The sequence below is a fragment of the Neorhizobium sp. IRS_2294 genome (assembly GCF_050500145.1).
GTDB classification, from domain to species: Bacteria; Pseudomonadota; Alphaproteobacteria; order Rhizobiales; family Rhizobiaceae; genus Neorhizobium; species Neorhizobium soli.
This window is the reverse complement of sequence record NZ_CP191440.1, coordinates 502,594-515,547: the sequence shown is the minus strand read 5'-3', so window position 1 is coordinate 515,547 and position 12,954 is coordinate 502,594. Positions and strand designations below refer to the sequence as shown.

At 60.7% G+C, this 12,954-nt stretch carries 11 protein-coding genes; 9 read left to right on the top strand and 2 right to left on the bottom strand.

Translation table 11 applies throughout. The features are described from left to right. The first annotated feature begins 217 nt into the window (after nt 1-217). The 5 genes from ACQY1K_RS19585 to ACQY1K_RS19565 all read left to right on the top strand — a co-directional run bounded on the left by ACQY1K_RS19585 (nt 218) and on the right by ACQY1K_RS19565 (nt 6,206). Nucleotides 218-1,735: an ABC transporter substrate-binding protein gene (locus ACQY1K_RS19585; protein WP_209899673.1), complete on the top strand. Its 1,518-nt coding sequence runs from the start codon at nt 218-220 to the stop codon at nt 1,733-1,735. 97 nt (nt 1,736-1,832) lie between these two features. Further along, a complete protein-coding gene (locus tag ACQY1K_RS19580; protein WP_092663432.1) occupies nt 1,833-2,747 on the top strand; it encodes an ABC transporter permease in 915 nt (304 codons plus the stop codon). 14 nt (nt 2,748-2,761) lie between these two features. Further along, the gene (locus ACQY1K_RS19575; protein WP_371816266.1) at nt 2,762-3,691 is read left to right on the top strand and encodes an ABC transporter permease; all 930 of its coding nucleotides are present in this window, start codon (nt 2,762-2,764) and stop codon (nt 3,689-3,691) included. Further along, the gene (locus ACQY1K_RS19570; protein WP_430260381.1) at nt 3,684-5,309 is read left to right on the top strand and encodes an ABC transporter ATP-binding protein; all 1,626 of its coding nucleotides are present in this window, start codon (nt 3,684-3,686) and stop codon (nt 5,307-5,309) included. Before ACQY1K_RS19575 ends, ACQY1K_RS19570 begins: the two co-directional genes overlap by 8 nt. Before the next feature lie 15 nt (nt 5,310-5,324). Next, on the top strand, nt 5,325-6,206 hold the full coding sequence (locus tag ACQY1K_RS19565; RefSeq protein WP_430260379.1) for a dihydrodipicolinate synthase family protein: 882 nt from the start codon (nt 5,325-5,327) through the stop codon (nt 6,204-6,206). A 209-nt stretch (nt 6,207-6,415) separates the two neighbouring features. Here ACQY1K_RS19565 and ACQY1K_RS19560 read toward each other — a convergent pair whose 3' ends face one another. Further along, a complete protein-coding gene (locus ACQY1K_RS19560) occupies nt 6,416-7,315 on the bottom strand; it encodes a LysR family transcriptional regulator (RefSeq protein WP_430260377.1) in 900 nt (299 codons plus the stop codon). A 115-nt stretch (nt 7,316-7,430) separates the two neighbouring features. Here ACQY1K_RS19560 and ACQY1K_RS19555 point away from each other — a divergent pair, with 115 nt between their 5' ends. Beyond that, nucleotides 7,431-8,603 (top strand): L-talarate/galactarate dehydratase, encoded by a 1,173-nt coding sequence (locus ACQY1K_RS19555; protein ID WP_430260375.1) that lies wholly within the window; start codon nt 7,431-7,433, stop codon nt 8,601-8,603. A gap of 3 nt (nt 8,604-8,606) precedes the next feature. Here the strand turns inward: ACQY1K_RS19555 and ACQY1K_RS19550 are convergent, their stop codons facing one another. Further along, complete coding sequence (locus ACQY1K_RS19550) at nt 8,607-9,632, bottom strand: LacI family DNA-binding transcriptional regulator (RefSeq protein ID WP_430260373.1); 1,026 nt, start codon at nt 9,630-9,632, stop codon at nt 8,607-8,609. 240 nt (nt 9,633-9,872) lie between these two features. Here ACQY1K_RS19550 and ACQY1K_RS19545 point away from each other — a divergent pair, with 240 nt between their 5' ends. The 3 genes from ACQY1K_RS19545 (at nt 9,873) to ACQY1K_RS19535 (ending at nt 12,946) form a co-directional block, all read left to right on the top strand. Further along, nucleotides 9,873-10,853, top strand: a complete 981-nt coding sequence (locus ACQY1K_RS19545) for a Bug family tripartite tricarboxylate transporter substrate binding protein (RefSeq protein WP_430260371.1) — start codon at nt 9,873-9,875, stop codon at nt 10,851-10,853. A gap of 62 nt (nt 10,854-10,915) precedes the next feature. Beyond that, the gene (locus tag ACQY1K_RS19540; protein ID WP_430260369.1) at nt 10,916-11,395 is read left to right on the top strand and encodes a tripartite tricarboxylate transporter TctB family protein; all 480 of its coding nucleotides are present in this window, start codon (nt 10,916-10,918) and stop codon (nt 11,393-11,395) included. Nucleotides 11,396-11,446: 51 nt separating this feature from the next. Continuing rightward, nucleotides 11,447-12,946 carry a tripartite tricarboxylate transporter permease gene (locus ACQY1K_RS19535; RefSeq protein WP_430260367.1) on the top strand — a complete coding sequence of 500 codons (1,500 nt, stop codon included), beginning with the start codon at nt 11,447-11,449 and terminating at the stop codon, nt 12,944-12,946. Nucleotides 12,947-12,954: the final 8 nt, after the last annotated feature.

Below are 12,954 nucleotides of genomic sequence, written 5' to 3'. Positions count from 1 at the left end.
GAAAGTTTGTCCAAATCCTATAGCGGAATAATTAATTTGACAAACTTGGTCAGACATCAGATGGTCTGCGTCAGCCCGCTTATGTCTACGAAACGGACGGAGGCATCCCGACCGACGCACAGGGCCACACGGAGGAATGCCTGAAGCGCACAGTCGGGAGACCATCGCAAGATGAGCACTGACCAGTGCGATCCGCAGCTAGAGGGAGGAGAATGACATGAAAACTTCGCACCTACTCGGAGCCGTTCTGTGCTCCGTCCTCGCACTCGGTACCGGTTTTTCTCCGGCTCAGGCTGCGTCGAGTGACATCAAAATCGTCTTGCCTGAGGAAGCCGACCTGCTCGAGCCCTGCATGGCGACGCGCTCCAATATCGGCCGCGTCATCATGGAGAATGTCAGTGAAACGCTGACCGAGCTCGATGTGCGCGGCAAGCAGGGCGTTATGCCGCGGCTCGCCGAAAAGTGGGAGCAGACCGGAGACGGCACCTGGCGCTTTCATCTGCGCCAAGGCGTGACATTCTCCGACGGGAAAGCCTTCGGCGCCAAGGACGTCAAATACAGCTTCGATCGCATTTTCAGCGACAAGAACATCTGTGAATCCCGCCGTTACTTCGGCGGCATGAAGTTCGACGTTAAGATCGTCGACGACACCACCATCGACTTCAAGGTCGATCCGGTTCAGCCGATCCTGCCGCTGCTGCTGTCGCTGGTGACCATCGTTCCCGAGGGCACGCCGCTCGAATTCATCCGCGAGCCTGTCGGCACCGGCCCGTACAAGCTGTCCAACTGGACACCGGGCCAGCAGATCGTGCTCGACGCGCGTGACGACTACTGGGGCAAGAAGCCCGCCGTTACCAAGGCCACCTACCTTTTCCGTTCCGATCCGGCCGTGCGCGCCGCCATGGTTCAGACCGGCGAAGCCGATCTTGCTCCGTCGATCTCGCAGGTGGAAGCGACCAACGAGAAGACGGACTTCTCCTATCTCGACAGCGAAACCGTGTATCTTCGCATCGATGGCAATATCGCGCCGCTCAATGATGTCCGCGTCCGCAAGGCGCTGAACCTCGCCATCGACCGGGAGGCCTTTATCGGCACACTCGTGCCGCAGGACGCGGTTCTCGCAACGGCGCTTGTGCCGCCAACGACACTCGGCTGGAACCCGGATGTGAAAGTTTTCCCGTATGATCCGGACGAGGCGAAGAAGCTGCTCGATGAGGCAAAAGCTGACGGTGTTGCAGTCGACACGCCGATCACCGTCGTCGCGCGGACGGCCAATTTCCCGAACGTGACGGAAATCATGGAAGCCATCCAGGCTCAGTTGCAGGATGTCGGCTTCAAGATCGACCTCCGGTTTGTCGAAGTAGCCGAGCACGAGGTTTACTACTCGAAGCCGTTCAAGGAAGGTCGCGGTCCGCAGATCGTTGCCGCCATGCACGACAATTCCAAGGGTGATCCGTCCTTCACCATGTTCTTCAAATACGACTCGAAGGGCACCCAGTCGGGTTATTCCGATCCGAAGGTCGATGACCTCGTGTCCCGCGCCTCCGCTGCCACTGGTGATGAACGTGCAAAGTTGTGGTCGGAACTGATCGCCTACGTCCACGATGATCTCGTCGCTGACGTTCTGCTCTTCCACATGGTTGGTTATTCCCGCGTGTCCGAACGTCTCGACTTCAAGCCGAGCATCGCCACCAACTCGATGCTGCAGCTCTCCGAGATCGGCATCAAGAACTAACGCGGACCATACTCCGAGGACGTATTTTGATCGTCCCAATCGAAGTGAAATGGGCGGCGCTCCTGCCGCCGTCCATTCCAGCAAGATCGAGGTCACCATGCTCACTTTCGTTCGCAAGCGCGCCTTTGCCAGCCTCATCTCGCTCGTCGGGCTGCTGGTCATGGTGTTCTTCCTGTCGCGCCTGACAGGCGACCCGGCTTCCCTTTTTCTCCCCGTCGAAGCATCGGCCGAAATGAAGGCCGAGTTCCGTGCACTGCACGGCCTCGATCAGCCGCTTCTCGTGCAGTTCGGCCAGTATGTCGGCAATGTCGTGACCGGCGATCTCGGCGAAAGCCTGCGCAAGGCGCGCCCGGCGCTCGATGTCGTGCTCGAAGCCTTCACCTGGACGCTGTGGCTTGCCGTCATCACCATGACGCTGGTCACCATCGCGGCGATCGTCGTCGGCTCGCTTGCTGCGTTTCGCACTGGCGGCTTCTTCGACCGGTTTTCCTCGATGGTGTCGCTGATCGGTGCTTCCGTCCCGGATTTCTGGCTCGCGATCGTCGCAATCGTGGTGTTTGCCATCCAGCTGTCCTGGTTGCCGACCTCGGGCACGGGCACGCTCTCGCACTGGATCCTGCCGATCTGCGTTCTGTTCGTGCGCCCATTCGGTATCATCGTCCAGGTGGTGCGCGGCTCGATGATTTCGGCACTGTCTTCGGCTTACGTGAAGACTGCCCGCGCCAAGGGCGTCAAATCGGGGCCGATCATCTTTATCCACGCCCTGCGCAACGCCATGCTGCCGGTCATAACCGTCATCGGCGATCAGGCCGCCAGCCTTCTCAACGGCGCGGTGATCGTCGAAACCATCTTCGGTTTCCCGGGCGTCGGCAAGCTAATGATCGACAGCATCCTGCAGCGAGACTTCAACGTCGTGCTGGCGGCGATCCTTGTCACCGCTTTCGCCATCTTCCTCATGAACCTCGTGATCGATCTTGCCTACGCTCTGCTTGATCCACGCATCCGCTACTGAGGATCGACATGACAATGGCCGTCCCATCCCCCACGCCCGACAATACCATCGCCGCCGAGCCGGGCTTCTTCGTCCGCATGGCGCGTATGCTGTGGGCCGACAAGTTCGCGCTCTGCGCCGCGATATTTCTGGTGTTCGTCATTGTCATGGCGATCATCGGACCGACCCTTCTCGATGATCTCGCCACCAAGCAGAACCTTCGCGGCCGCAATCTGGCACCGTTCGATTTCAGCCGCGACTGGTTTATGTGGCTTGGAGCCGATGCGCTGGGTCGCCCGCTCTGGCCGCGCATCATTGTCGCCACGCAAAACACGATCATGGTCGCTGCCGGCGCCGTGCTGATTTCGGCTGTCATCGGCACGCTGCTCGGTCTGATCGCCGGCTTCGCGTCGGAGCGGACCAGCCAGGTCATCATGCGTATCGCCGACGTCATCATGTCCTTCCCGTCGCTGCTGGTTGCGGTGATCGTGCTTTATATTCTCGGCTCATCGATCCTCAACCTGATGCTGGTCCTGTCGATCACCCGTATCCCGGTCTATCTGCGCACCACCCGAGCGGAAGTTCTCGAAATTAAGAGCCGCATGTTCGTGCAGGCGGCCCGCGTCATGGGCGCATCGTCCAAGCGCATACTCTTTCGCCACATTCTGCCCGTCGTCTTTCCGACGCTGATGACGCTTGCCACGCTCGATTTTGCTTATGTGATGCTGGCCGAAAGCGCGCTTTCCTTCCTCGGCATCGGCATCCAGCCGCCGGAAATCACCTGGGGCCTGATGATTGCCCAGGGGCGCCAGTACCTCACCAATGCCTGGTGGCTGTCCTTCTGGCCCGGCCTTGCGATTATTCTGACCACGCTGTCGCTCAACCTTCTCTCCAACTGGCTGCGTATCGCGCTCGACCCGGTCCAGCGCTGGCGCCTGGAAATGAAAGGATCGAAACATGGCTGATCATCTTCTCGAGGTCCGCGATCTCTCCGTCGACTTTCACACCGTGTCCGGCACCGTCCACGCCGTGCGCAACATTTCCTACTATCTCGACCGTGGCGAAACGCTCGCCATCCTCGGCGAAAGCGGTTCTGGCAAATCGGTATCGTCGGCGGCGATCATGAACCTGATCGACATGCCGCCGGGCAAGATCACGTCCGGCGAGATCCTGCTCGACGGCAAGAATCTCTTGAAAATGTCTGGCGAGGCGCGCCGCGCGGTCAACGGCCGACGCATCGCCATGATCTTCCAGGATCCGCTCAGCCACCTCAACCCGGTTTATACCGTCGGATGGCAGATGCGCGAGGCGCTAAAAACCCACGGCATCAGCACCACACAGGCGCAGGCCGAAGCCTTGCGTCTCTTCAAGCGCGTGGCGCTGCCGGATCCTGAGGCTGCGCTCGACAAATATCCGCACGAGTTTTCCGGCGGCCAGCGTCAGCGCGTCATGATCGCCATGGCGCTGGCGCTCAAACCCGACCTGCTGATTGCCGATGAGCCGACCACCGCGCTCGATGTCACCGTGCAGGCGGAAGTGCTGGCACTTTTGAAGGAATTGCAGCGCGAAACGGGAATGGGTGTTCTGATCATCACCCACGATCTCGGCGTCGTCTCTGAGGTCGCCGACCGCGTCGTCGTCATGGAAAAGGGCCAGCTTGTCGAAAGCGGCACGGTGCGCGACGTCTACCGCAACCCTCAGCACGCCTACACCAAGAAGCTGATCGCCGCCGCCCCCGGCAAGGGCGACATGCACGAGCCGGACGCACACGGCGCATCGATCCTCAGCGTCAAGGATGTCCGCAAGTTCTATGGGGGATTCGAAGCGCTCAAGGGCGTGTCCTTCGAGCTGAAGCCCGGTGAAACCGTCGCCGTCGTTGGCGAAAGCGGGTCGGGAAAATCGACGCTTGCCCGCGTCCTGTTGCGCCTCGAAGAGCCAGATGGCGGCACTGCGCGCTGGAAGGGCAAGGACCTCTTCACGATGTCGCCGGGTGACCTGTTCAAGCTGCGCCGCGATCTGCAGATGGTCTTTCAGGACCCGACGCAGTCGCTCAATCCGCGCATGACGGTCTATCAGCTGATCTCCGAGGCCTGGGTCATCCACCCGGAAATCCTGCCCAAAGCCAAATGGCGGGAGCGTGCCGCCGAACTGCTCGATCAGGTCGGCCTGTCGCCTGAGCATATGGGGCGCTATCCGCACCAGTTTTCCGGCGGTCAGCGCCAGCGCATCGCCATTGCCCGCGCCCTTGCGCTCGAGCCGCAACTGATCGTCTGCGACGAGGCCGTGTCGGCACTCGACGTGTCTGTCCAGGCGCAGGTGATCCGGCTGCTCGACGGGTTGCGCAAGAAGATGGGCATCGCCTTTATTTTCATCGCCCACGACCTGCCGCTGGTGCGCGATTTCGCCGATTACGTGATGGTCATGCAGAAGGGCGAGGTCGTCGAGTTCGGCACTGTCGCGCAGGTCTTCGACAATCCGCAAATGCCCTATACGCAGGCGCTCCTCGCCGCGAGCCTCGATCCGGATCCGGATGTGCAGGCCGCAAACCGCAATGCCCGCCTCGCACGCGTTTCCCAGATTTGATCCCGGAGTAAAATAATGACCAAGAAAGCTTTCGTCGCGATCGTGACATGCTTCAACGACGACGAGACCATCAATTACGAGGCCACGCGCGCCCAGGTGCGCCGTCAGGTCGCGGCCGGCAACAATATCATGTGCGCCGGCACCAATGGTGATTTTTCGGCGCTCACCCACGGCGAAAAGATCAAGCTGCTCGAAGAAGTGGTCGATGAAGTCGGAGGCAAGGTCGATGTCATCGTGAACGCCGGCATGCCGGCCACTTTCGAAACGCTGCAGCTTGCCAAGGAATTTGACCGGATCGGCGTGACCGGCATCGCCGTCATCACGCCGTTCTTCATCGCCTGCACGCAGGATGGCTTGGTCCGCCACTTCTCGACGGTCGCTGATGCGGTCGACACCCCGGTCTATCTCTATGACATTCCCGCCCGTACCCAGAACCATATCGAGCCGGAAACCGCCCGCAAACTGGCGACCCACGGTAATATCGCGGGCATCAAGGATTCCGGTGGCGCGCAGGAAACGCTCGCCGCCTATCTTCAGGTCTCCAAGGACGTCGACGGTTTCGAAGTCTATTCCGGTCCCGACCATCTGGTGCTCTGGGCGCTGCAGAACGGCGCTGCGGGCTGCATTTCCGGTCTCGGAAACGCTATGCCTGACGCCTTGGCCGGCATCGTCGGCGGATTCAATTCAGGCGATATCGCAGAAGCCGAACGTCAGCAGGACATCTACACCGCTTTCCGCACCGATCTCTACGCCCACGGCTTCCCGCCGGCCATGGTCAAGCGCGCGCTCTACCTGCAGGACCCCTCCGTCGGCGCCAGCCGCCAGCCGGCACTGCTGCCGAATGCGGATCAGGACGCCCGCATCGGCGAAACGCTGAAGACGTTCGGACTGCTGTAAGCAACGACTGAGATATTGAAGGTCCGGACCGGAACCGTGCTGCAGTCATGCAGCGCTGACGCCTGATGCTGCGCTCAGCTATTCTGGGGCACTCGGCCATGAAGAGTGGAGTCAGGCAGCACGAGGCCCGATTAACGATCCAAGACTCGTCCGAGGACTGGATTGGCGAGGCATGCTCCCCAAATCGAGCGCCGGCTGCCTCTGCAGATCTAGCTGGAGAGATCACGCACTGCGGAGCTTCCAACAAGAGCGCGAATCTCCGGCAATAGGGGATTGCGGTTTTCGCTGCTCCATATGGCATGCAGTTCCGCGATGCATTCTTGCCTGAGGTCGAGCGGGCGGAAGACGACGTTGTCGAAGCATGCGTGGCGGGTTGCCGCGGGGACGATGGCGAGGCCGATGCCGGCGCTGACCAGCGACAGGATGGCCTGTGAATGCGTCATGCTCTGGACGATGTGGGGCGTGATGTTGTTGTCGGTCATCAATGCGGCGAGCTTTTCGTGTAGATAGCGGGCCTGGGGTGAGAACATGATGATCGGTTCGCCGTTCAGCGTCTCGAGCGGGGGCCTTCGCCTCGACGCCAGCGGGTGAGCCCGCGGGATGGCAAGCATCATCGGCTCCTGCACAACGCACAGGCTCTGCAGTTGATGCGCGCCGGAAAGCGGGCGGGAGAAGCCGAGGTCGACATCGCCGCGATTGATCGCCTGCAACTGTTCGGCCGTTTCCATCTGTACCAGGTCGAGTTCGATCTGCGGCGTAAGCGTCCGGGCGGCTGATATGAAGTGCGGCAGAAAGCCGTAGGTTGCGGCGCCGACGAAAGCGATCCGGATGGAGCCGGCGCTGCCGCGGGCGGCGCGGCGTGTTGCCGTTATCGCTGCATCGCCTTGTGCCAGAAGCTTTTGCGCTTCGGCTAGAAACGCGAGGCCCGCCGGGGTCAGCGTGACGCGCCGGCTGTTGCGCTCGAAGAGCGTCACGTCGAGTTGCTGTTCCAGCAATCTGATCCGCCGGCTGAGTGGCGGCTGGGTCATGTTCAACTGCCTCGCGGCGCGGCTGAAATTGAGTTCCGACGCGACGGCGACGAAGGATTTCACCTGAACCATATCGAGCATCTATTCAATTCCTGTATCGCTGAGCGACAATCTTCGGTTTGGACTTAAATGGATCGGACGCGTATTCGTCAAGCAGGACGCTCCTTGCGGGCGCACGACAGGAGGAGTTGGAGACATGGACGCGCAAATGGAAAAGAAGACTGCATCGCAGGCCGCCGTTGAGGCGGATAGCATCGCCTGGATCAAGCTGTCTTCGGTCTTCCTGCCGCTGAAGACACCGATCAGTGATGCGAAGGTGCTGACCGGGCGGCAACGCCCGCTCACCGAAGTGGCGTTCCTGTTTGCCGAGATCGAGACGAAGCATGGCCATTCCGGTATAGGGTTCAGCTATTCCAAGCGCGCCGGAGGACCTGGCCAGTACGAGCATGCCAAGGAAATTGCCGATGTGCTGATTGGCGAGGATCCGAACGATATCGGCAAGCTGTGGAACAAGCTGTGCTGGGCGGGGGCATCGGTTGGGCGCAGCGGGCTTGCGGTGCAGGCGATCGCGGCTTTTGATGTGGCGCTGTGGGACCTCAAGGCCAAGCGCGCCGGACTGCCCCTCGCAAAACTGCTGGGAGCGCATCGCGATAGCGTGCAGTGTTACAATACTTCTGGTGGGTTTCTCTCTTCTCCGATCGAGGAGGTTCTCGAGAATGTCGAACAGTCGATTGCCGACGGTATCGGCGGTATCAAGATCAAGGTGGGCCAGCCCGACCTAGCACTCGACCTCAAGCGAGTTGCTGCCGTGCACGAGCGTATCGGCGAGCGGGCGGCGATGATGGTCGATGCCAACCAGCAATGGGACCGCCCGACCGCCATGCGCTTCGGCCGCCTGATGGAGCCCTATCACCTGACCTGGATCGAGGAGCCGCTGGATGCCTATGACGTCGAGGGGCATGCCGCGCTTGCCGCCCAGTTCGATACGCCCATCGCCACCGGTGAGATGCTCACAAGTGTGCTGGAGCATGTGGCACTGATCCAGAACAATTCGGTCGATTTCATCCAGCCGGACGCCCCGCGAGTGGGCGGCATCACACCGTTTCTGAAGATCTGTGCGCTGGCGGAGACAAAGAAACTCCAGCTCGCCCCGCATTTCGCCATGGAAATACACCTGCATCTTGCCGCAGCCTATGAGCTGGAGCCGTGGGTGGAGCATTTCGACTGGCTCGATCCGCTGTTCAACGAACGGCTCGAGATCCAAGATGGGCGCATGCTGGTACCAAGTCGTCCGGGCCTCGGGATCACGCTTTCGGAACAGGCAGCCCACTGGACACGCGGCACGGCGGAGTTCGGCAAGCGGCCTTAAGGCTCAGGCGGTTCCCCGGGCGACGATGTGGAAATCGATGTTGATCATCGCTTCCACATTCTTGTCGCCCGCAATCTTTCTAAGGATCGACTGGGCCGCCTTTGTTCCGATATCGCGGCGGTCGATGCGCACGGTGGTCAGCGGCGGGTGGGTGTGAGGCGCGAAGTCGAAATCACCGAACCCGACGATGGCAAGTTCGTCCGGCATGCGGCATCCGCGGGCGTAAGCTTCCGCCAGTGCCCCGTGGGCGACGACGTCCGACGAGCAGAAAACGCCAAGCGTTCCTTCTCCGCGATCGAGAAGCTGTGCCATCGCCAGCCTTCCGTCGCGGAAGGTGGAGGGCGAATTCATTTCCAGGTCCGGCAGTTCGACATCGGCAACCCCCTTCAGCCGGCTGACGAAACCATCGCGGCGCTGGACGGCGCGGGGATCGTTGGCGCCAACCTGCGCATAACGGTCATATCCCCTAATGAGAAGATGTTCGGCAACCAGTGCACCGACAGCGGCATGCGAAAACCCGACGGCAGTATCGAGGGGCGAAGGTGTCGAATCCCAGATCTCGACGATTGGGAGGCCGGCGCCCGTCAGCATCGCGCGGGTTTCCTTGAGATGTGTGATGCCGGTAAGGATCACGCCATCGGGCCGGCGGGCAAGAATGGCGCGGGTCAGTTCCAGTTCGCGCGCTGGCTCATAGCCGGAAAGGCCGAGCAGAAGCTGATAGCCGGCAGAGACCAGTTCGGCATTGAGGCCTTCGATCGTTTCGGCAAAGATGGTGCTGGCGACAGAGGGAACGATCGCGGCGATGAGCCTGGTCCTTCGGGAAGCAAGGCCGCCCGCGAGAAGATTGGGCACATAGCCCGTCCTCGCAATGACCTTCTCGATCGCCTCCAGCGTCCGCGGTTTCACCAGAGCGGGCGTGTTGATGGCGCGCGACACAGTGACAGGCGAGACCCCTGCGAGCTTCGCGATATCGGCAAGTGTCACCGGGCTGTTGCTGGTCATGCGCTTGATATTGAAATCGTCTGTCATCGTGAGTGTCCCCGTCAAAATGAGTTACGCTTTCATTTCAGAACTAATCAAGTGGGCACGGAGAAAATCCTGCTTCTAGAAGCACAAAGCACTGATTCCAAACATTTTAAAAATTCACCTTGGAGGTTGCGATTGCGGATTTTGGCGATAGAATGAAAGCGCTACCATTTCTTCGGGAGGAGGGTTTCGAAGAGTGGTTTAATGGGACCGGCCAGATGCCGGACAAGTGGAGGAAGTATTATGAACCTCAAGCGTTTCATGACGTTGGCGGCCGCTACGGCCGTGATATCAGCAGTCGGCATGACGGCTAGCCGTGCGCAGGACTATCCGACCAAGACCGTGACCGTCGTCGTTCCCTTTGCGGCCGGCGGCAATACCGACACGTTCGGTCGCCTCGTCGCGGAAGAGCTCGACAAGCGGTTGGGCCAGCGTTTCATCGTTGAGAACAAGCCAGGCGCCGGCGGCAATATCGGCCTTGGCGATCTCGCGCGCTCCAAGCCTGATGGCTACACGATCGGCATGGGCACAGTCAGCTCGAACGCGATCAACCAGACACTTTACAAGAACCTGCCTTACGACCGGGAAAAGGGCTTTGCGCCGATTTCGCTGATCGCTAGCCTGCCCAACGTGCTTGTCGTCAACCCGGACAAGATCAAGGCGAACACTGTCGAGGAACTGGTCGCGTTCCTGAAAACGGAGCCCGGCAAGCATACCTACGCTTCATCAGGTGTCGGCACATCGATCCATCTTGCAGGCGAGCTGCTTGCGACAAAGACCGGCATCAAGATCACGCATGTGCCCTACAAGGGCAGCAGCCAGGCCATCATGGACGTTGTCGCCGGACATGTGGATATGATGTTCGACAATATTCCCACTGCCGCACAGCAAGTAAAGGCCGGAAAAGTGAAGGCGCTGGCCGTCACCAGCCTGGAAAAGGCCAATCTGCTCGCTGACGTGCCGACCATGGCAAGCGTCATCCCCGGCTTTGAGGCGACCTCGTGGCACGGGCTCTTTGCTCCTCCCGGCACGCCGCCGGAAATCGTCGAAAAGCTCAGCAAGGAAGTACAGGCGATCGTTGCCGATCCCGCGATGAAGGCAAAGCTCGAAGCGATGGGCGTGACGCCTATCGGCAATACGTCGGCCGAGTTCCAGGCTTTCATTGACAAGGAAACGACGAAGTGGGCCGAAGTCATCAAGACCGCCAACGTGCCGCTGCAGTGAGGCAATCTGCCGGCCGGGTCTAGTCTCCGGCCGGCACATCTTTCACACGCGAGTATCAAGCCATGCTGAAAATTAGAAACGGCCGCGACTTCGTCGGCGGCGTGACGATGATTTGCGCCGGACTGCTCTTCATCTGGTTCGGCCGCGAGCTCGAAGTCGGCAACTCGTTCCAGATGGGCCCGGGCTATTTCCCGATCATGCTGAGCCTGCTCCTGATCGGGATCGGTGGGCTGATCATCGTGCAGGCGATGATGGTCGGCGTCGAGGCGGGCGAGCGGGAGGTCTGGAACTGGAAGGCCTATGCCTTGGTGATTGCGGCGCCGATCGCCTTCGGCCTGCTGCTCGCGGGCCTTGGTCTTGCGCCCACGATGTTCCTCATGATCGTCGGGGTCGCGACCGCAAGCCGATACGCCAACTGGCGGCACTCGATCCTGCTGGGTCTGTTTCTCGCGGTCTGTTCCTCTCTGCTTTTCACAAAACTCCTTTCGCTTCCTGTCAGCGCCTTCGGCCCATGGGTTCCCTTCATCGGCGAACTCATCTGACGCCCGCATCTGATGCCTTAGGGCAGCCGACGAAACCGGATTGGATTGCATATGGATCTCTTTTCTAACCTCTGGCTCGGCGCCTCGACCGCCTTCATGCCGATGAACCTGCTCTACGGCTTTGTCGGCTGTCTGTTGGGCACCGCAATCGGCGTCCTGCCGGGGCTCGGGCCAACAGCCACGATCGCCATGCTTTTGCCGATCACCTTCGGACTTCCACCGGAATCGGCCCTCATCATGCTGGCCGGAATTTTCTACGGCGCCCAGTATGGGGGCTCGACAACGGCGGTGCTCATCAACCTGCCGGGCGAAAGCTCGTCCGTCGTCACCGCGATCGACGGTTACCAGATGGCCAGGAATGGCCGCGCCGGAGCAGCGCTCGCGACCGCAGCCCTTGGATCCTTCTTCGCCGGCACGGTCGCGACGATCCTGCTTGCGGTCGCAGCACCGCCGCTTGCGGCCGTCGCCCTCAATTTCGGGCCGGCGGAATATTTCTCGCTGATGGTTCTCGGCCTCGTCGCGTCCGTCGCGCTTGCCAGCGGATCGCTGCTCAAGGCATTCGCGATGATCGTGTTCGGACTGATCCTCGGCACGGTCGGTACAGACGTCGAAAGCGGAACCCCGCGCTATGTCTTCGACATTCCGGAACTCTATGACGGACTGAATTTCGTCGCCGTTAGCATGGGCATATTCGGTATCTGCGAGATCCTGCGCAATCTGGAAAGCGAGCAGGAACGCTCGGTCGGCGTCAAGAAGGTGACCGGCCTGATGCTGACCAAGGAGGATTTCAAGCGGATTATCGCGCCGGTCCTGCGCGGCACAGCACTCGGTTCCTTCCTCGGCGTGTTGCCGGGCGGCGGGGCGATGCTCGCATCGTTTGCCTCTTACGCCATGGAAAAACGGATCTCTCCCAACCGGGCAGAATTCGGCAAAGGGGCGATTGAGGGTGTGGCTGCGCCGGAAGCGGCCAATAATGCCGGCGCGCAGACCTCGTTCATCCCCATGTTGACGCTTGGCATTCCCGGCAACCCGGTGATGGCACTGATGGTGGGCGCAATGATCATCCAGGGCATTACACCCGGCCCGAACGTGATCTCCGACGAGCCGGAACTGTTCTGGGGCATGATCGTCTCCATGTGGTCGGGCAATCTGATGCTCGTGATCCTCAACCTGCCCCTGATCGGGCTCTGGGTGCGGATGCTGACGGTACCCTATCATTTGCTGTTTCCGGCCATCATCGGCTTCTGCTGCATCGGCGCCTACAGCATCAACAACAGCGTGTTCGACGTCTTCGTCATGGCAGGCTTCACCGTCGTCGGTTTTGCGCTCAGCAAGATGCGCTTCGAGCCGGCGCCGCTGCTGCTGGGCTTCATTCTCGGACCGATGCTGGAGGAGAACCTGCGTCGCGCGATGCTGATCAGCCAGGGCGATCCGTCGATCTTCGTGCGCAGCCCGCTCAGCCTGTCGCTGCTGATCTTCGCCGTCGCCGTTCTGGCGCTCGTTCTGGCACCGAGCATCAGCCGCAAACGCGAAGAGGCGTTTACCGAATAAGCGATCAT